The following is an 18,580-nucleotide window of genomic DNA, read 5'->3' as shown; positions in this document are numbered from 1 at the left end:
CCCGCGAGCGGATAAATATGTAGTCGGGAGGGATGGACACGTCTGATAGCGGAGGAACCGAGGGCTTCCGCTTTTCACGCCGACCCGTGATGGGGTTTTATGACGGCAGGAGGGAGTCGTTCCGACGATGGCACTCGAGGCGGGAACGGTCGGGATCGGCTACCTCGTGATGGGGTCGCTGCTCCTCTTCCTGCTCGCGGTCCCGTTGCGGCGTGCGGAAAAGCCCGGAAGTCGCGGCTTCGCGCTCGCCGTCCTCGGGGTCGCGTTGTGGCCGATCGGACTCGGCGTCAGCTACCTCACTTCGATCGGAGGGCTCGTCGTCGCCGCCTGGAACGTGCGTCTCTTGGCCTCCTCGCTGATCGCGGTCGGCTGGCTCCTGCTCGCGGTCGAGGTGACGACGGGACGGTGGCCCCCGAACCGGAAGCTCGTCCCGTTCGTGGCCTATCTGGGCCTCGGGCAACTCGTCACCTGGTCGAACTCCTATCACGGGCTGGTTCTCGCTCCCGACACCGCCGTTCGCCGATCGGTGATCGTCGCCTCCTATGGCCCCGTCTTCTGGGCGCAGACGGGAGTCAACTACCTCCTCGTCCTCTCCGGCACCGCACTTCTCGCCGGCGAGTGGCTTCGGTCGCGGGGCATACGCCGCCGCCAGGCCGCGATCCTCACCCTCGCCGTGGTTCCCCCGATCCTCGCCAACCTCGCGATGCACTCCGGACTCGTCTCCTCGCCGTACGATCCGACCCCGATCGGACTCGTGGGAAGCGGCCTCTTTTTGGCCCACGCGCTGTATCGGACCGACTTCCTCGACGTCGTCCCGGTCGCACGCGAGGTCGTGATGGGCGAGATGGAGGACGCGGTCGTGACGATCGACGGACAAGACCGGGTGGTCGACTACAACGAGACCGCAGCCGCGCTGTTCGTGCCCGAGGATGCTCGCGTCGGCATGGACGTTCACGACTTCTTCGAGACGGTTCCGCCGGCGATCGACGACCGGATCTCCGGTGTGCGATCGAGCGACACGGAGGTCTCCTTCCGGATCGACGGCTCCGAGCGGCACTTTTCGGTCTCCGTCTCGTCCGTCCAACAGCCGGGAAACGGGACGGCACAGGTGTTCGTCCTCCGCGACATCACGCCGATCAAGCGGCGCGAGCGCGAGCTGGAGGACCGCGAGTCGGAGCTCGAACTGCTTCGACAGGTCCTCTCGCGGGTGCTTCGCCACAACATCCGGAACAAGCTCACGACGATCCGGGGGAACGCGGAGCTGCTCGAGGACGACCTGGACGAGTCCGAATCGATCGAGCGCGTCGAGTCGATCCTCGAGGCCAGCGAGGAGCTGCTCGGTCACAGCGAGAACGCCGGCGAGATCGAGCGGATCATCGAGCGACGGGGGCGAACGGTCGTCTACGAGCCGCTCGAGATGGTCGAGAGCATCACGGCGGATCTCTCCCGGCAGTATCCGGACGCCGAGTTCCACGTCCGGGGCGGCGATCCCGCGTCGGTCGCCGGCGGGCCGGGCCTGGAGACGGCGCTTCGGTGTCTCATCGAGAACGCCGCGATGCACAACGACGCCGATCGCCCCCGCGTGTGGGCCACCGTTCTCGAGGACGGGGGCGGCGTGACCCTGTCGGTGGCGGACGACGGTCCGGGGATCCCGGACCACGAGCTGGCCGTTCTCGACACCAACGAGGAGACGCCGCTTTCTCACGGCAGCGGCGTCGGCCTCTGGCTCGTCACCTGGGCGGCCGACTCGGTGGGCGCGGAGTTGACCTTCGAGACCGAGCGGGGCGGCTCGATCGATACGGATGTACACGACGACTCTCGACCGTACCCGGCGGCGGCCGTTCCACGGGACCGGCAGGCTTCCACCGTCGTTTCGCTTCACGTCCCTCGCTCGGGCGACGATCCGGAACCGCGATCGGACACGTGAACGAGGCCGGAGCCGCACGCTTATACGTTCACCCGGCCTCGGGTCTGACATGACCACGATCCTCTCCATCGAGGACGACGGCGTCGACGTCGTCTACGAGGGCACGGAGTTCCGGCTCGACCGCGACCTGATAGAGGAGGCGACCGAGAAGGGGTACCCGGACGTCACCGACCACGAGATCCTCCAGATCGTCGAGTCCGACCCGGACCTGAGCGGCGAGCCGAAGCGCGTCGGCGACGTGCTCGCCGGCGCGTAGATTCGGATCAACCGGTATCGTATCGAATAGTTCCGTATCGTATCGAATCGTATCGAATCAAATCGAATCGGGTCGGACCGAAAGGCGCTTTCGACCCCGCGAAAAAACCACGCGTCATGATCACCGTCGCGCTCGCGGGGAAGCCGAACGCGGGCAAGTCGACGTTCTATACGGCCGCGACGATGGCCGACGTGGACGTCGCCAACTACCCGTTCACGACGATCGACGCCAATCGCGGCGTGACACACGTCAGAACGCGGTGTCCCTGCCTCGACCGCGAAACGCGGTGTGGCAACGAGAACTGCCGGGACGGCAAGCGCTACGTTCCGATCGAACTCCTCGACGTCGCGGGGCTCGTCCCGGGCGCCCACGAGGGTCGCGGGCTCGGGAACCAGTTCCTCGACGAGTTGACGAACGCGGACGTCATCCTCAACGTCGTCGACGCCTCCGGCGGGACGAACGCCGAGGGCGAGCCGGTCCCGGTCGGGACGCGCGACCCCCTCGAGGACGTGACGTTCATCGAGCGTGAGATGGACCTGTGGCTCGCCGGGATCGTCGATCGAAACTGGGAAGCCGTAGAGCGGAAGTCGCGATCGCCGGAGTTCGACGTCGACGAGGCGATCACGGAGCTCCTCACGGGGTTTGGCGCCTCGGAGGCGGACGTCGCCGCCGTCCTCCGAAACGTGGAGTACCCCGAGGACCCGATCGCCTGGGAGGACGAGGACCGCGAGCGGCTCGCCCGTCGTCTCCGTCGGCGGACCAAGCCGATCGTCGTGGTCGCGAACAAGGCCGACGTGGCCCCGCCCGAGAACCTCGAGCGGCTCCGAACGGAGACCGACGGCTCCGTCGTCTTCGCCACCGCCGATGGCGAGCTGGCGCTTCGACGAGCCGAGGAGTCAGGCGCGATCGACTACGACCCCGGCGACGACGACTTCGAGATCCGCGCGGACCTCACGGACGCACAGCGCGAGGGGCTCGAGACCGTCCGTGAGGTGATGGCGAAGTTCGACGGTACGGGCGTCCAGACGGCGCTCGATGCGGCCGTCTACGACCGGCTCGATCGCTTTACCGCCTATCCCGTCCAGGACGCCTCGAAGTGGACGGACGCGCGGGGGAACGTCCTCCCGGACGCCGTCCTGCTTTCGCGCGGGTCGACCCCGCGGGACCTCGCGTACGCGGTCCACACCGACATCGGGGAGGGATACCTCCACGCGATCGACGCGCGCTCGAACAGGCGGATCGGCGAGGACCACGAGCTCTCCGAGGGGGACGTGGTGAAGATCGTCTCGACGGCGGGACAGTAGCCGTCGCGTCGGCGACGATCGGTTCTCGTCTCGGCTCTCACTCTCGGCTCTCACCCTCCTGACGGCTCCTTCGTCGGACGCACGCGTGACGACGGCACAACTGCTTTATATACGGCCTCGGACGATTTAAGTAACGATGACGACCCTCACCGACCTCCTCGACGACGTGGTCGACGACGTCGACGACGTCTTCCTGTTCTCCCCGAGCGGTTCGTTCCACGATCGGTTCACCGAGGCCGACGTCGACGTCGTGGTCGTCGCGACGGACGACGTCGTCGAGGCCGACCGGTTCGTGGAGCTGCCGCTCGAGTTCGACAACGTCCGCGATCGGATCCGGTTCGGCATCGAGGGCGCGATGGACCAGGGGATCATCGAGGAGGGCGACACGATCGCCTGCTCGGTCGCGATCTTCGACGACGATCCGGACTCCGTCGTTCGGGTGCGTGCGACCGAGGACATGGGAACGGGGATCTACGACCTCTTCGTCGACTCGCGGGCGGAACCCGGGGTCATCCGAGACGTCTTCGAGGTGGCCATCGAGCTCGGCAAGAAGGGCCAAAAGGGCAAGCCGGTCGGCGCGCTCTTCGTCGTCGGCGACGCCGGCAAGGTGATGAACAAGTCCCGGCCGCTCAGCTACAACCCCTTCGAGAAGAGCCACGTCCACGTCGGCGACCCGATCGTGAACGTGATGTTGAAGGAGTTCTCCCGGCTCGACGGCGCCTTCGTCATCTCCGATTCGGGGAAGATCGTCTCCGCGTACCGCTACCTCGAGCCGGCCGCCGAGGGCGTCGACATCCCGAAGGGCCTCGGCGCGCGCCACATGGCCGCCGGCGCGATCACGCGTGACACGAACGCGACCGCGATCGTGCTCTCCGAGTCCGACGGCCTGGTTCGGGCGTTCAAGGGCGGAACCTTGATCCTCGAGATAGATCCGGAGGCGTACTGATGATCCGGGTGGGACTCGGCGGGTACGGTTTCCCGGCCGCAAGAACGGGCTTTTCGGCCGCGGAGACCGGCTCGGCCGCGGGCGAAGCGGCGCGCGTGCCGGCGCTCGTACAGGGAACGGTCGAGGAGGCGTTTCGGCTCGTTCCGCCCCGGATATGGCTCGCGCTGTTCATCGTCGTCCTCGGTCTCGTCGCGGGGTATCTGGTCCAGATCGTCAACCGCCGGCTCCTCGAGCGGGCCGGCGTGCCCGAGGCGATCGAGGGAACCGCCTTCGAGAGGACCAGCCGCGAGTTCGGCCTCTCCACGGTCTCGATCATCGCGAAGCTCTCGAACTACTTCATCGTCGGCCTCTCGATCCTGGTCGCGCTCTCGGTCGCCGAGATCCAGTACGCGGAGCTGTTCTGGATCGACATCGCGACGTTCGTCCCCCGGGTCTTCGTCGCGCTCGTCGTCCTCGTCGTCGGCGTCGTCGTCGGCGACAAACTCGAGTTGTACGTCGCGGAGCGACTGAAGGGGGTAAAGCTCCCGGAGACCGGGATCATCCCGACGCTCGCGAAGTACAGCGTCGTCTACGTCGCGGTCCTGATCGCGCTCTCGCAGATCGGCGTCGCGACGCTCGCGTTGATCGTGCTTCTCGCCGCCTACGCGTTCGCGCTCGTCGTCCTCACGGCGATCGCGACGAAGGACCTGCTCGCGGCGGCCGCCGCGGGCGTCTTCCTGCTTTTGTCACAGCCGTACGGGATCGGCGACGAGGTGAAGGTCGCGGGACGTCGCGGCATCGTCCAGGAGATCGACCTGTTCGTGACCCACATCGACACCGACGGGGAGGAACACGTTCTCCCCAACCACCTCGTCTTCCGTGAGGGGATCGTCCGGATCCGCGAGTGAGCGTCCGAGTTCGAAAGCGATCAGACCCGCGTCGGCGACGGATCGAGGTTCGGACGGAGTACGACATGGTTATGCCCGTCTGGGGCGAAGGTATGGGAATGACGCCCTCCACATCCACTGCCGAGCGCCAGCCTCCCGACAAGGCGACGCTCCACTGTCCCGAGTGCGGTCACGAAAGTCGCATCAACGGGGACTGGATCATCCGCGTACGCGCTGATTCTCTCACCTACGCGTGCCCCAATTGTGACACGGTGATCGATTCCCGCCGGAATCGAGAGGAGTTGGCCGCGGGAAGTTGCGGATCGCTCGGCTTCGCGGTCGAGAACTGACTCGCACGTGGTCGTCCCGGTGTTTCGCTCCCGGTGTTCGGTCACTCCGTCTTCGATCCCGTCGCTTCCGCGGTTCACTCCTCCGTTCCGCTGACCCGTTCCGACCCGACTTCACCATCGCCCCCCGACCGCGAGACGACCGTGGCCGGAACGCCCGCGACGGTCGCCCCCGGAGGCACGTCCTCGACGACGAGCGAGTTCGCGGCGACTTGCGCCCCCTCGCCGATCGTCACTCCCGGCAGGACGATCGCCCCGGCGCCGATCATCGCGCGTCGCTCGATCACGACGTCGCCGAGGCGGTACTCTCCCTGGAGAAACTCGTGGCAGAGGATCGTCGCGTCGTATCCGACGATCGCGTCGTCCTCGACGGTGATCCGCTCGGGCCAGAACACGTCGGGCGTGGACTCGAGGCCCCACGAGACGCCGCGGCCGACCGTCACCCCGATCCGGCGGAACAGCCAGTTCTTCAGCCGGAGGCTCGGCGAGATCCGACACAGCAGGACGACGAGGTAGTTTCGGACGACCGCGAGCGGCGAGCGCCGCCTCGGCCAGTTCCAAAGCGAGTTTCGCGGCCCGTCGACCGGGACGCGCTCGAGCCGGTCGTGGCGGCGTCCCGACGCGGACCCCTCCCCCTCCGGCTCGTCGGTTTCGCTGTCGTCGTCCGTCACGTCCGCCGATCGGCGGCCGGTGAACATAAAGACTCCCGCTCGACGATTCCCGATCGAGGCGTGGCGCCGCCCACGCTCCTCCTCGTCGGAGGGTCGACCGTCCCGCCAGAAGTTCTATGTCGGTCGTCCGTCTCCATCCGATATGGCCCTCCACGCCGTAGACGACGTCGACGACGCCTTCGAGGCGACGCGCGCGTTGCTGTTCCCGATACGGATCCGCCGCTGGCTCAAGCTCGCCCTCGTGGCGTTCTTCATCGGGAGCGGGATGAACGTCCCGACCGCACAGTTCAACAGCCCCGGTACAACCGGGGGAAACGGCGGAACCGGCGGAACCGGCGGCGGAATGCCGAGCGAGCTCCCGCCGGCGCTCTCGGAGAACGTCCTCGCGATACTCGCAATCGCCGCCATCGTCCTCGTCGGGATCTGGGTGACGTTCGCGATCGTCGGCGCGATCATGGAGTTCGTGTTCGTCGAGTCGCTGCGCCGGGAGCGCGTCTCCATCAGGGAGTACTGGAGCGACCGATGGACGCAGGGGCTTCGACTCTTCGGGTTCCGGATCCTCATCGGACTTCCCGTGATCGCCGTGGCGGTGGGCTGGCTCGCGCTCCTCGTTGCGCCGTTCGCGCTCGGCGTGATCGACCCGGTCCTCTCGGTCGCTGGGCTCCTCGTCGGTATGGCCCTCCTGTTCGTGTTCGCGTTGCTCCTCGGGTTAGTGAACGGCTTTACGACCTCGTTCGTGGTTCCGATCATGATCCAACGGGACGTCGGCGTCCTTTCCGGGTGGCGGACGCTTTGGGGATCGATCCGCTCCGACTGGAAGGAGTACGTGGTCTATGCCGTCCTCGCCGTGGTGTTGAACGTGGTGGCCGGCCTCGTCGCCGCCCTCGCCGTCGGCGTGGTCGGAATGGTCCTCCTCGTTCCGCTCGTCGTCCTCGCCGCCGTCGTCCACCTCACGGTCTCCATCGGCTCGACGATCGGGGTCGCGATCCTGGCGGTGCCGGCCGCCCTCTACGCGCTGGTCATGATCGTCGTCTGGGCGACGGCCCAGGTCCCCGTGCTCGCGTACATGCGGTACTACGCGCTGCTCGTGCTCGGCGACGTCGACGAATCACTGGACCTCATTCCCGATCGACGGGACGCGATTCGGTCGTGAACGATCGGGGAAACGACCACGCCGCTCCGTCAGTGCGGCGTTTTCCCGCCACCGTCGCCGCGACTATTCCGCGCCCTCGGAGTCTATCGCCGCCTCGAGTTCGTCGATCCGGCCGCGCAGCCGCTCGTTCTCCTGCGCGAGCCGTGTGAGCGTCTCGTCGATGCGGGCGAGTTCGTCCGTGATCTCGATGAAGGCGAAGCCGGCGCCGAGTCCGACGAGGAGCCCGATCACGCCCGCCGCGAGGAACCCGGCGACGAGCGCGACGAGGAGGACCACGGCGTCGATAACGTCCTGTGCGTCGATGAGGAGGGCGATCGGCATATCGGAGCGTGTTCACCCCGGAAGAAAACGGTTTCCACGCTCGGGGATCACCTCGCGGAACGTTTTGTACCTGGAGGTCGAACCCCCCGGTATGGCTCTTCGTGAACGTGCCGCCGCGAGTCCCGGGTCGACGCATCCGGTCGCCGCGGAGTTCGGGATCGTGGCCGTCATGCTGACGGGATTGTTCGTCCTCCAGCGAACGGTCGCGGAGGTCATGGCGGTTCTCCTCGCGCCGCCGCCGGCGGGGGACGGAATCCTCGTGAGCGGCCTCCTTCGCGGGCTGCTTCTCGTCTCCAGCGTCGTCGTCTTCGGGTACGTCTACGTTTCAGCTCGCGGGATCGCAGTCCGGCGATCGGTGCCGACGCGATCGGACCTCCCGACGGTCGCGTTCGCCGCGGCCGTCCCCCTCGGGCTCGCCGGCGTGACGAAGTTGGCCGGAAGCCTGACGGGAGTCCCGTACAACGGCCTGGTGATGGCGTCGTACGCCGCGGACGCCTCGCCGCTCCCGATCGCACTCGTGGCCGCCGTCGGGATCCTTACGAGCGTCCCGATCCTCGTCGTCGTCTCCCAGATGCTCCTCCAGGGGAGCTTCGAACGAGTCATGGCCACCGACGAGGCGATCGTGGCGACCACCGTCGTCGCGAGCGTCGTGTTCACCAGTTCGACGGGGAGCGTGACCGCCATTCCGGAGCCCGAACGCGTCGTCGTGATCGGCTGTTTCGCGCTCCTCGGCGCGCTCGCCGTGTACGGAACCGACCGGTTCGCGGGACGGGACCGGCGTCGGTTCCTCGCGTTCGTGCCGCTCGCCGCGTTCTCGCTTCTCGCCGTGCTCTCCGCGATCGCCGCGATCGGGTCGATCACCGAGGGACTGTACGCGATCGCCCACCTCGCGACCTTCGGCGTCGCCGCCTACGCTTACGACCGGACCGACTCGCCGATCGCGCCGGCGATCGCCTACGTCAGCCTCCTCGTCGCCAACGTGGCCATCGTCTACCTCCTCGAGGCCGGAATGCGGAGTTGGTGAGGGCGCGGTCGACGGCGGTCGGCGTCGTCGATCCGGAACGTCGTAGAACACGTCGTACGGTGTCGTTTTCGCAACTTTGCGGATGAATCGGTCGTTGGAACGGCCGTGTGAACCGACGAGTCGGTCGCCAGCAGCCTCCCGACCGCCCACTGCTGTTGGGTCCCCCGGAGGAACTCCTCCAGCTCGGGCTCGACGAGTGCTGTGACACGATCGCCGTACTGCCAGCGCGCCGCGTTCAGTCGTTCCTCGGTCTCGTCACCGAGGTCGTCCGGGTCCCGGAGGACCGAGTCACTGGTGATCTGCGGGTGATAGACGCAGACGACGCCGAGTGAGGTGTCCGAGGCTGACGTTCCGGCACCGTGAATGCCGTATTCGTCCCGCGTACTCGCCATGATATCTCGATCGGCACCTGCCCCGATGTCCTGATCGGCACCTGCAGTGGCGTCTCAATCGCCGCCCGTCGTGGTCTCGACGGCGGGGTCCTCGAGGTCGACCCTGGTCTCCGTGAGGTCGCTTTCGCGCCACGTTCCGCGCCGATACCACGCGTAGGCGATGGCCGCGCCGACGACGTTCGAGACGGCGAAAGCGACCCAGATGCCGGACTCGCCGAGCGGCCCGGCGGCGAACCATGCGATCGGGAAGCGAACGATGCCGAGCATCAACACGGAGATGGCGGCCGCGGTCAGCGTCTTACCGGCCCCCCGGAAGCTTCCGGTGTAGGCCCGCATGACGCCGATGAACCCGAAGGTCAACGCGACGTATCGGAGGAACCTGGTCGCGATGTCGACGACCTCCGGATCCGTCGTGAACAGGTCCGCGATGGGCGCCGCCGTGAACCACACGAGGATCCCCGCCAGGGAGAGCACGCCGAAGAGGACGGTCGCGGCAAGCCCCGCCGCCCGCGCGGCGCGGTCTGGCTCGTTCGCGCCCATGTTCTGTCCGGTCATCGTCTCGACGCCGCGCGCGACTGCGATGGCCGGCAGGAAGATCACGGAGAACACCCGGGTGCCGATCCCGTAGGCCGCGACGACCGTGTCGGGAAACAGCGCCACGATGACCAACAGCAGGTTCATCGACAGTGCCCGGCCCGTGCCCTCGATGGAGGCGGGCAGGCCGATCCGGACGAGCCGCCGAAGGTACGAGCGGTCCGGCGTCATGTCCCGGAGGCAGATCTGCACGCCGCGGTTCCCCCTGAACATGATCGCCAGACCGACGACGAGCGCGAGCGCGCGCGAGAAGACGGTCGCGATGGCGGCACCCTCGATCCCGAGTTCCGGGAAGGCGACCGTCCCGACGATCGGCGCGTTCTCGACGACCGTCCACCCGAAGATGAGGAACGGATCGAGGACGATGTTGAGCACGACCGACCCGAACATGACGAGCATCGGCGTGATCGTATCGCCGTACCCCCGCATGAGCGCGATGAAGACGAAGAAGCCGAACATGAAGACGAGTCCGAGCGAGATGACCTCCATGTAGCTGGCGGCCATCGGCAGGACGTCCGTTGAGGCCCCGAGGAGCCCGAGGAACGGCTCGACGACGAAGTACCCCGAAACGCCGAGCAGGATCGACGCCAGGATCGCGAACGTCACCGTCTGGGAGGCCGCGTACTCCGCCTCCCGCTCCCGTTTTGCGCCCGTGTACTGGGCGACGAGGACGCTGCCCGCCACGGAGATGCCCATGCCCAACGAGATGAGCAGAAAGACCATCGGGAACGCGAAGCTGATCGCCGCCAGCGCGTCCGTCCCGTACTGGCCGAGCCAGAAGGTGTCGGCGAGGTTGTAGGCCGTCTGAAAGAGGTTCGTGACCACGATGGGCATCGACAGGAAGAACAGCGGCTTGCCGATGCTCCCGGAGGTGAGATCGAACTCCTCGGGACCCTTGAAGGCCGAGCGAACGCGACTGCGAAGCCCCATCAGCGGCCGCCCTCCGCCCGCCCGCTCATGGGGGATCGCCTTCGGGCGTCATTGTGTCCTGTCTGATCGCGTCGCTCCGTCGAGGCTTCGTCGGAGCAGTCCACGCCGGCGTGTGGATACGCGTCGTCACGTCGCAACTGGGTGCGTCGGGGCGTCCCCGAACGCGTCGTCGATGAGTCGTCGTCCATGTCGGTCGATACGGTACTTACTGACTAGTTAGTCAAATAGCTTGTGAACCGGGGGGTCACCGAAAGTGTCGACGTTCCTCACTCGGCGTCGAGGGCCTCGCGAAGGGGTTTCGACTGCTCGACGATCTGCATCATGACGACGGTGTCGTTCTCGATCGTCGCGACCTCCCAGGCGCCGTTCGGACCGGGTCGCGGATCGCCCTCCTCGAACTCGATCCCGCGGGCCGCGAGTTCGGCCATGCGCTCGCGCACGTCGTCGACCTCGAAGGCGACGTGAAACAGCCCCTCGCCGTTGTCCCGGATGAACTCGTGGGTCCACCCCTCCTCGGAGAGCGGCGAGATGAGTTCGATCAGGCTCTCGCCGGCGAAGTACATCGCGATCTCCAGATTGAAGTTCTCCGTCATGGTTCGTGAGTGGGCGAGTTCGAGACCGAAGACGGACTCCATCTGCGTGCGTGCGGCCTCCATGTCCCGGAGCGCGAAGGCGATGTGGTGGACGTTGTCGAACACGGTACTCGGTGTATACCCGCTGCGGTCCGATAGGTGTGCCGGCGATCGAGGCGTTCGAGGGTCCCCGGTGACGCAACGCTCTTTTGAGTCCTCCACCTACCGAGCTCCATGAGCGACTGGACCGATTCGATCGTCGGGGACCGAATGGCCGTCGATCGGGAGTTCAACGACCGCGTGCTCGACTCGCAGTTCTCGAGCCAGGAGTGGGGACTGATCATGACGGCGACCGAGTTCGAGATCGAACACCCCGAGGATCCCGACCGAGCCCGGATCGTCGCCGACACCTCGAAGCTTCCCCAGATGATGCCGGAGATCGAGAACATCCGCGAACGGATGCCCGCGGCCGGCGGGGGAGCGGGCGATAGCTCCGGCGGCGGTCTCGCTGGGGGCTCCGGAGGCTCGGGCGGCCTGTTCGACTCGATCCGAAACGCCCTCGGTCTCGGCGGCTCCGACGGAGTCGACGACGACCAGCTCGAGGCCGCAGAGCGGTTGGTCCAGGAGTACGCCGACGCGCTCCAGGAGCGTCTCGAGTCGAAGGGGTCCTTCGAACAGGTCCGGATCGCCTACCAGGAGTGACCGGCTTTGACGGTCGCTCCTCGCCAAGAGTGACCGGCTTTGACGGTCGCTCCTCGCCAAGAGTGACCGGAGTGTTCGGACGATGACTGACGGCGAGGACGGGATCCGAGATCGAAACGGAGACGGTCCGACGGAGACCCACGTCGTCACCGTCTTCTTGCGCCACGACGCCGACGTGCTCCTCCTGTGCCGCAGCGACGAGGTCGGCTCCTACCGTGGCCGCTGGGGCGCCGTGGCTGGCCACGCCGAGGGCGATCCGGACGCCGCGGCTCGCCGGGAGATCCGCGAGGAGACCGGATTGGATCCGAGCGCCGATGTCCGGTTCATTCGACGTGGGGACCGCTTCGCGGTCGTCGATGCCGACCTCGACAGGCGGTGGATCGTCCACCCGTTCCTGTTCGCGGCCGGAACCCGCGCGGTCGAGACCAACTACGAGACGACCGCTCACGAGTGGGTCCAGCCGACGGCGATCCTCGACCGCGAGACCGTGCCGGACCTGTGGCGGTCCTACGATCGCGTGCGTCCGACCGTCGAGACGGTACGTGACGACCGTGAACACGGGTCCGCGGCGCTCTCGGTGCGCGCGCTCGAGGTCCTTCGTGACGAGGCCGCGATCGCGGACGATCGGGGAAGCGGGGACGGAACGGCAAACGACGGCGCGGGCGATAGCCAAAACTGGACTGACCTCATTGCGACGGCACGCGCCCTCCGCGACGCGCGTCCCGCCATGCCGGTCGTCGCGAACCGGGTGAACCGTGTGATGGCCGACGCGAGCGAGCGGAGGACTCCCGCCTCCCTGCTCCGTGCCGCGATCGAGGGGATCGACCGGGCGCTCGACGCGGACGAGCGGGCGGCCGCCCGCGCCGCGACCCGACTCCCCGACCGCGTGGCGACGCTGTCGCGCTCGGGCACCGTCCTGTCGGCGATCTCCCGATCCGACCCCAAATTCGTGCTCCTCCCTGAATCACGCCCGGGTCGAGAAGGGGTCACTGCAGTCGAACGGATCGCGGTCGAGATCGAGACCGACGAGACGGAGATCGACGAGACGGAGATCGACGAGACCGACGCCGGTGTGACGCTCACGACCGACGCCGCGTTCGGGGAGACGTTCGCCGATCGGGACGTCGAAGCCCTCGTGGTCGGTGCGGACGCGATACTCGCCGACGGTCGAGTCGTAAATAAGGTCGGAACCCGCGGGGCCACGGCGATCGCGGCTGCAGAAGGGGCGGACCGCTACGTCGTGGCCGCCGCCGACAAGGTCCGGCCGGCCGACTCCGGAGCCGAATTCGACCGGGAGGAGCGCGATCCAACGACCGTCTACGACGGCGACGCCGATCTCGAGGTCGTCAATCCGACCTTCGGGGCGACGCCGACGGAGCGGTTCGACGCGGTGATCACGGAGGACGGCACGCTCGATGCGGCCGGCGTTCGGGAAGTCGCCGCGGCCCACCGCCGGCGTGCCGGTTGGGACGTGAAGTGAACGGTCCGTCTCGGCGTCGTAGTTCGGATCCGGCCTCCGCTTTCGACCTCACTCCGCGTCGCCGCTGTGAAACAGCGTCAGCTCCTCGGCCTCGTAGATGTTGATCAGCTCGTTGATCAGGTCGTCGTACTCCTCGTCGTCGACGCGGAGCCCGTCGAGCCGCGCGATCGTCTCCTCGTCGAGGTGGATCTGGGGCATACCCGTCCCTTCGCCGGGAGCGGGCATAAGTGATCGGAAACGATCAGAATCCGACCAGTCGAGCAGCGGCGGTGAAGACGCCGATCGCGGTCACGACGCCCGCCGCAAGGAGTCCGTAGTTCGCGATCGCGTTGTCCGCACGCCACAAGTAAAGCGAGTGGGTCCGACCCGAAAGCGGCCACAGAAACGGCACGCCGGCGGGCGTCATCGCGTCCGCGAGCAGGTGCGCGAGGATGGTAACGAACCCGACGACGAACCCGAACGCGCCGAGACCGACCGCGGCGACGACGCCCAGCTGCGAGGCGGCGATCGTCCCCGCCGCCGCCCCCACGCCGCCGGCGAGGAGGGCGAACGCGAGGCTGTGTGTCGGCCCGCGATGGGGAACGATCGGGAGCCGGTGGTCGACGTCCGGCAGCATCGTGAACCAGCACATCACGGCGCCGGCGAACACCGCGAGCGTGTCGGCGCCCACGACGAGCAGTCCCGCTCCGATCGGCGCGTAGACGGCGATCGAGACGCCGAGGTGGCCCGTTCGGTACACGCCTCCCGCTCCGGGTTCGGGAACGAAAAGCGGTCGGGTTTCGACGCCCCGATGGGCGCCGAGACGACCCGGCTCCACAAAGCCTATCCACGGGAGCGCGATAGTTCGCGACAGGATGGTTCGTCTCCCCGGTCGCCGCCTCGGTCCCCCACTCGACCGGATCCGAACCGCGGTCCGTCGCCGAGCCGGAATCGACCGGCGCGCGCTCGCGGCGTTCCGGATCGGGCTCGGGACCGTGATCCTGCTCGACCTGCTGTTGCGGAGCCGGGCGCTTTCGGCGCACTACACGGAGTCGGGAGTGCTCTCGCGCGAGGCGCTCGCGAGCGCGTATCCGCCCCTCGCGCGCTACTCGCTTCACGTTCACGCCGAATCACTCGCAGGGACTGCCGGCGTTACGGGGCTGTTCGTGCTGGCGGCGATCGCGGCGGCCGCGCTGCTCGTCGGCTACCGGACACGGATCGCCGCGCTCGTCTCGCTCGCGCTGGCGCTGTCGCTCCAGGCGCGAAACCCGTTCGTGCTCAACTCCGGCGACCTGCTCCTGTGGCAGCTGCTCCTGTTGTCGATCTTCCTGCCCACCGGGTCGCGATGGTCGGTCGATTCGCTTCTGGAGCGGACTCGAAGCGGGCGCGGCGGCGAGGGGCCTCACGAGCTCGCGGATGTCGGTGGGGATCGCGATGAAGACGGCGTCGTCGATCGCGACAGGGTGGCCGTCGCGTCTCTCGCGACGGCCACCCTCCTCGTTCACGTCACGCTCGTGTACGTCTCGAACGCGATATTCAAACTCCGCGGCGATCACTGGATCGCGGGCGAGGGTGCCGCGATCGCCTTCAGCATGGACCAGTTCACGATCCTCCTCGGACCCCGGATCGCCGAGGTGCCACCGCTCCTCGTCGCCATCAACTACCTCTGGCTCGGCCTGCTCCTCGCGTCGCCGCTTCTCGTCCTCTCGACCGGGCGCCTTCGGACCCTCCTCGCCGCGGGCATCGCCGGCGGCCACCTCGGCATGACGGTGACGATGGCGATCGCGATCTTCCCGCTCGTGTCCGTCGTCTCGCTGCTCGTCTTCCTCGGTCCCGGCGTCTGGGACCGGGTCGAGGGACTCCTCGATCGCGTCGGGGGGTTCCTCGACCGAGTGGTGGGACCGGCTGGTTCCCGCCTCCCGATTCACCGATCGAAGGCCGGAGGGAACGCATCGAAAGAACGAATCGGTGGATCCACGACCGACCCACGACCGTCGACCGGTAGCCGTCTTCTCCGGGCCGTTCCGACGGCCCTCGTCGCCTGCCTGCTCGTCGGGTCGCTGGCGTGGAACGCGGCCGCACTCGGTTACGTCGACCTCGGGGGCGGCGGGATCGATCCGGCCGAACACGGGTGGGAGATGTTCGCGCCCGATCCTTCGGGCGTCGATCGCTGGTTCGTGATCGAGGGGACCGCGACGGACGGCGAGCGGTTCGACGGATTCGGACGGGCGTCGGTCACGACCGATCCGCCCCCCGACGTCGCCGCGACCCACCCCTCCGCGCGGTGGCGCAAGTACATGATCGCGATCGCCGTCGAGGACGACCCGACTGTCTCGGGCTCGACCGCGGCGCACTTTTGTGACCGGATCGAGGACCGGACCGGACGGCGAGTCGAGACCGTGCGTATCACCTACGTCGAACAGCAGGTCTGGCCGGAGCGATCGACGGAGACCGGCACGAACGAACTCGTGACCCACGAGTGTAGTGGGTAGCGATTAGCGAGACGGCGTCGGTAGCGTCTTGCGAGGTGAGACGGCGACAGCGCTTGAGGAGACGACGACTGCGAGAGGTGGGACGGCGAGTACGCTAAGCGAGCGCGCTCAACGCGGCGACGAACGACTTTAGGTCCCTGGCACGGATCCTCCGTGAGTGATCGACCGGAGGTTCGGCACGTGAGAGAACGGTGGCTCAACGCGTGGGGGACCGGCTACGCCGCGGTCGGCGCGGCCTCGCTCTCCCTCCCGCTCCGGGCGATCGAACTCGGTGCCGGCGCGTTCCTCGTCGGACTCATGGCCTCGACCGCCGCGTTCGCCGGGGTGCCGGGCGCGATCGCGTGGGGGCGACTGGCGGCTCGCACCGGCCGACGGCGACCCCTGATCCTGATCGCGCTCGGGTCGGTCGCCGCCGTGCTCGCGGTCGTTCCGCTCGCGAGCTCGCCGTGGACGCTGTTGGTCGCCAACGCCGCGTTGTGGTTCGTCGTCTCCGCGGCCGCCCCCGTGTTGAATCTGATCGCGATCGAGGGCGTACCGGACGCGGAGTGGGACGCGCGGATCGCCCGACTCAACGCGGTCCAGGGGTACGGCTGGGTCGCGGGGCTCGTCGTCGGCACCGTCTGGACGGCCGCCGCCACGCGGCTCCGCCCCGGCGCGTCGACCCAGGAGCCGCTCTTCTACCTGCTCGCCGCCACGGCCGGCCTCGCCTTCCTCGCGACGATCCGGTGGTACCCGGCGGCGCCGACCACGAGCATGGAGCGATTCGACCGCGTCTTCCATCGGCTGGAACGGCGCGAGTGGGGCGCCGGCCGCTTCATTCGATCGGCACCCTACGGGTCGACGCGGCTCTACTGGTCGGTCCGCGAGTGGCTCAACGCGAGACGGCGCGGCCGTCGTCCGGCGTCGGGGTTCGACCGGTCGCTTCGTCGATACCTGCTCGCCGCCACGCTCTTTTCGGTCGGGTTCGCGGTCTTTTGGGGGCCGATGCCCGCGTATCTGACCCAAGCCGGCTTCGCAACCCAAACCGTCTTCGTGGCGTTCCTTCTCGCGAACGCCGCCAGCGCCGTTTGCTATATGCCGGTGGGACGGCTCGTCGGAACCTACGGTCCCTACCGGATCCAGGCGCTCGCGCTGGCCGGTCGGGTGGCGCTGTTCCCGGGCGTCGCGTTCGTCGGGGTCGCGTTTCCGGCCGTCTCGCTGGCGGCGATCGCCCCCGCATTTCTGCTCATCGGGGTCACCTGGGCGATGATAGCCGTGACGGCGACCGGGATCGTGACCCGGCTGACCGCGGGCGATACGCGGGGCTACGCGCTCGGGGCCTACACCGCGCTCGCGGGAGTCGGAACGGGCTTCGGCAGCGCCGCGGGCGGCGCGCTCGCCGCGGCCGTGGGGTATCGGATCGCGTTCGTCTGGGCTGGGCTCGTCGTCGCCGTCGGACTCGTCGTGGTGGTCGGGACCTTCCCGGGCGACCTCAAAGTCCCAGCTCGCGGCCGATGATGAGCCGCTGGATCTGGCTCGTCCCCTCGCCGATCTCCATCAGCTTCGCGTCGCGGTAGAACCGCTGTGGGGCGAACTCCTCCGTGTAGCCGTAGCCGCCGAGCACCTGCACCGCGTCCTCTGCGACCTCGCGGGCCGCCTCGCTGGCGTCGAGCTTCGCGAGCGCGGACGCCCGCGTCACGGGTTTCCCCTCGTCGCACCGCCAGGCCGCCTCGCGGGTGAGGAGGCGCGCGCGCTCGATCCGCCGATGCATCTCCACGATCATGTCGCGGACCGCGTCGAACTTCGCGATCGGTTGCCCGAACTGCTCGCGCTCGCCGGCGTACTCCGATGCGGCCTCGTAGGCGCCCCGGGCGAGCCCCGTCGAGAGCGCGGCGATGGATATCCGACCGCCGTCGAGCGTCTCCATGGTCTGTGCCCACCCGTCGCCCGCCTCGCCGAGGAGGCGATCGGCCGGGACGTGGACGTCGTCGAGGACCACCTCGCAGGTGGGCGAGCAGTTGAGTCCCATCTTCTTCCAGACCTCCGTCACCTCGAAGCCGTCGTCGGCGTCGGGATCGAGGATGAACGTCGAGATTCCGTCCTCGCCCGCCTCCGGGTCGGTGACGGCCTTCACGAGCACGGAGTTCGCGACGGTCGCGTTCGTGATGAACTGCTTCGTGCCGTTCAACAGGTATCCGTCGCCGTCGGGCTCGGCCGTGGTCGCCATCGATGCCGCGTCCGACCCGCTTTCGGGCTCCGTGAGCGCCCAGGCGCCGATCCCTTCGCCCTCCGCGAGCGGGCGCAGCCAACGCTCGCGCTGTTCGTCGGTCCCGAACCGCTCTATCGGCTTCGCGCCGAGCGAGACGTGGGCCGCATACGACAGGCCGATCCCGCCCGAAACGCGGCCCAGCTCCTCGACGACGAGCGCGTACAGCAGCTGGTCGCCGCCGAGTCCGCCGTACGCCTCGTCGATCGGGACGCCCATCACGTCCAGGTCCGCGAGCCGCGAGAAGATCTCCTCGGGGAAGCGGGCCTCCTCCTCGATCTCCTGGGCGATGGGTGCGATCTCGGCCTCGCAGAACTCCCGTACCGTCTCGCGGATCATCCGGTGTTCGGCGGGCAACTCGAAGTCCATGGGTGCCTCT

19 protein-coding genes and 1 pseudogene are annotated in these 18,580 nt (G+C 68.0%); 12 read left to right on the top strand and 8 right to left on the bottom strand.

What is annotated here, in order from left to right:
* Window positions 1-127: 127 nt before the first annotated feature.
* From ACZ5YD_RS04595 to ACZ5YD_RS04570, 6 genes are all read left to right on the top strand, one after another.
* Window positions 128-1,927: a histidine kinase N-terminal 7TM domain-containing protein gene (locus ACZ5YD_RS04595; RefSeq protein ID WP_379745117.1), complete on the top strand. Its 1,800-nt coding sequence runs from the start codon at window positions 128-130 to the stop codon at window positions 1,925-1,927.
* A gap of 49 nt (window positions 1,928-1,976) precedes the next feature.
* A complete protein-coding gene (locus ACZ5YD_RS04590; protein WP_379745120.1) occupies window positions 1,977-2,183 on the top strand; it encodes a DUF5800 family protein in 207 nt (68 codons plus the stop codon).
* A 116-nt stretch (window positions 2,184-2,299) separates the two neighbouring features.
* Window positions 2,300-3,487, top strand: a complete 1,188-nt coding sequence (locus ACZ5YD_RS04585) for a redox-regulated ATPase YchF (protein ID WP_379745123.1) — start codon at window positions 2,300-2,302, stop codon at window positions 3,485-3,487.
* A 136-nt stretch (window positions 3,488-3,623) separates the two neighbouring features.
* Window positions 3,624-4,433, top strand: a complete 810-nt coding sequence (gene dacZ / locus ACZ5YD_RS04580; RefSeq protein ID WP_379745126.1) for a diadenylate cyclase DacZ — start codon at window positions 3,624-3,626, stop codon at window positions 4,431-4,433.
* Window positions 4,433-5,320 carry a mechanosensitive ion channel domain-containing protein gene (locus ACZ5YD_RS04575; RefSeq protein ID WP_379745129.1) on the top strand — a complete coding sequence of 296 codons (888 nt, stop codon included), beginning with the start codon at window positions 4,433-4,435 and terminating at the stop codon, window positions 5,318-5,320. The genes dacZ and ACZ5YD_RS04575 overlap by 1 nt, the downstream gene beginning before the upstream one ends.
* Before the next feature lie 65 nt (window positions 5,321-5,385).
* Complete coding sequence (locus ACZ5YD_RS04570) at window positions 5,386-5,649, top strand: DUF8106 domain-containing protein (protein WP_464384462.1); 264 nt, start codon at window positions 5,386-5,388, stop codon at window positions 5,647-5,649.
* 74 nt (window positions 5,650-5,723) lie between these two features.
* On the opposite strand, the gene ACZ5YD_RS04565 is transcribed toward ACZ5YD_RS04570, so the two are convergent.
* Window positions 5,724-6,317 carry an acyltransferase gene (locus ACZ5YD_RS04565; protein ID WP_379745134.1) on the bottom strand — a complete coding sequence of 198 codons (594 nt, stop codon included), beginning with the start codon at window positions 6,315-6,317 and terminating at the stop codon, window positions 5,724-5,726.
* A gap of 142 nt (window positions 6,318-6,459) precedes the next feature.
* On the opposite strand from ACZ5YD_RS04565, the gene ACZ5YD_RS04560 reads away from it, so the two are divergent.
* Window positions 6,460-7,470 (top strand): DUF7544 domain-containing protein, encoded by a 1,011-nt coding sequence (locus ACZ5YD_RS04560; RefSeq protein WP_379745137.1) that lies wholly within the window; start codon window positions 6,460-6,462, stop codon window positions 7,468-7,470.
* Between the two features lie 63 nt (window positions 7,471-7,533).
* Here the strand turns inward: ACZ5YD_RS04560 and ACZ5YD_RS04555 are convergent, their stop codons facing one another.
* Window positions 7,534-7,791 (bottom strand): hypothetical protein, encoded by a 258-nt coding sequence (locus ACZ5YD_RS04555; RefSeq protein WP_379745140.1) that lies wholly within the window; start codon window positions 7,789-7,791, stop codon window positions 7,534-7,536.
* Between the two features lie 91 nt (window positions 7,792-7,882).
* On the opposite strand from ACZ5YD_RS04555, the gene ACZ5YD_RS04550 reads away from it, so the two are divergent.
* Window positions 7,883-8,815 carry a hypothetical protein gene (locus ACZ5YD_RS04550; protein ID WP_379745143.1) on the top strand — a complete coding sequence of 311 codons (933 nt, stop codon included), beginning with the start codon at window positions 7,883-7,885 and terminating at the stop codon, window positions 8,813-8,815.
* Window positions 8,816-8,970: 155 nt separating this feature from the next.
* Here ACZ5YD_RS04550 and ACZ5YD_RS04545 read toward each other — a convergent pair.
* The 3 genes and pseudogenes from ACZ5YD_RS04545 to ACZ5YD_RS04535 form a co-directional block, all read right to left on the bottom strand.
* Window positions 8,971-9,192, bottom strand: a pseudogene (locus ACZ5YD_RS04545) (DUF7539 family protein); the annotation flags it as partial.
* A 69-nt stretch (window positions 9,193-9,261) separates the two neighbouring features.
* The gene (locus tag ACZ5YD_RS04540; protein ID WP_379745146.1) at window positions 9,262-10,731 is read right to left on the bottom strand and encodes an MATE family efflux transporter; all 1,470 of its coding nucleotides are present in this window, start codon (window positions 10,729-10,731) and stop codon (window positions 9,262-9,264) included.
* 266 nt (window positions 10,732-10,997) lie between these two features.
* Window positions 10,998-11,429 carry a VOC family protein gene (locus ACZ5YD_RS04535; RefSeq protein WP_379745149.1) on the bottom strand — a complete coding sequence of 144 codons (432 nt, stop codon included), beginning with the start codon at window positions 11,427-11,429 and terminating at the stop codon, window positions 10,998-11,000.
* A 108-nt stretch (window positions 11,430-11,537) separates the two neighbouring features.
* On the opposite strand from ACZ5YD_RS04535, the gene ACZ5YD_RS04530 reads away from it, so the two are divergent.
* Both ACZ5YD_RS04530 and ACZ5YD_RS04525 read left to right on the top strand, forming a co-directional pair.
* Window positions 11,538-12,005: a DUF5799 family protein gene (locus ACZ5YD_RS04530; RefSeq protein WP_379745152.1), complete on the top strand. Its 468-nt coding sequence runs from the start codon at window positions 11,538-11,540 to the stop codon at window positions 12,003-12,005.
* An 82-nt stretch (window positions 12,006-12,087) separates the two neighbouring features.
* Window positions 12,088-13,485 (top strand): eIF2B alpha/beta/delta subunit family protein, encoded by a 1,398-nt coding sequence (locus ACZ5YD_RS04525; protein WP_379745155.1) that lies wholly within the window; start codon window positions 12,088-12,090, stop codon window positions 13,483-13,485.
* 48 nt (window positions 13,486-13,533) lie between these two features.
* Here ACZ5YD_RS04525 and ACZ5YD_RS04520 read toward each other — a convergent pair whose 3' ends face one another.
* Together ACZ5YD_RS04520 and ACZ5YD_RS04515 are read right to left on the bottom strand one after the other, a co-directional pair.
* Window positions 13,534-13,683 carry a DUF7557 family protein gene (locus ACZ5YD_RS04520; RefSeq protein WP_379745158.1) on the bottom strand — a complete coding sequence of 50 codons (150 nt, stop codon included), beginning with the start codon at window positions 13,681-13,683 and terminating at the stop codon, window positions 13,534-13,536.
* A 43-nt stretch (window positions 13,684-13,726) separates the two neighbouring features.
* Entirely contained in the window at window positions 13,727-14,224 is a 498-nt protein-coding gene (locus ACZ5YD_RS04515; protein WP_379745161.1) for a metal-dependent hydrolase, read from the bottom strand.
* Window positions 14,225-14,339: 115 nt separating this feature from the next.
* Between ACZ5YD_RS04515 and ACZ5YD_RS04510 the strand changes: the two genes are divergently transcribed.
* Both ACZ5YD_RS04510 and ACZ5YD_RS04505 read left to right on the top strand, forming a co-directional pair.
* The gene (locus ACZ5YD_RS04510) at window positions 14,340-15,956 is read left to right on the top strand and encodes an HTTM domain-containing protein (RefSeq protein WP_379745164.1); all 1,617 of its coding nucleotides are present in this window, start codon (window positions 14,340-14,342) and stop codon (window positions 15,954-15,956) included.
* A 180-nt stretch (window positions 15,957-16,136) separates the two neighbouring features.
* Complete coding sequence (locus ACZ5YD_RS04505; protein WP_379745167.1) at window positions 16,137-17,453, top strand: MFS transporter; 1,317 nt, start codon at window positions 16,137-16,139, stop codon at window positions 17,451-17,453.
* On the opposite strand, the gene ACZ5YD_RS04500 is transcribed toward ACZ5YD_RS04505, so the two are convergent.
* A complete protein-coding gene (locus ACZ5YD_RS04500; RefSeq protein ID WP_379745170.1) occupies window positions 17,428-18,570 on the bottom strand; it encodes an acyl-CoA dehydrogenase family protein in 1,143 nt (380 codons plus the stop codon). The two genes, ACZ5YD_RS04505 and ACZ5YD_RS04500, sit on opposite strands and share 26 nt — an antisense overlap.
* Between the last annotated feature and the right edge of the window lie 10 nt (window positions 18,571-18,580).

The sequence above is a fragment of the Halopenitus salinus genome, assembly GCF_055397165.1.
Note: the sequence above shows the minus strand (reverse complement) of the source record. Positions and strands in the feature narration are given on the sequence as shown.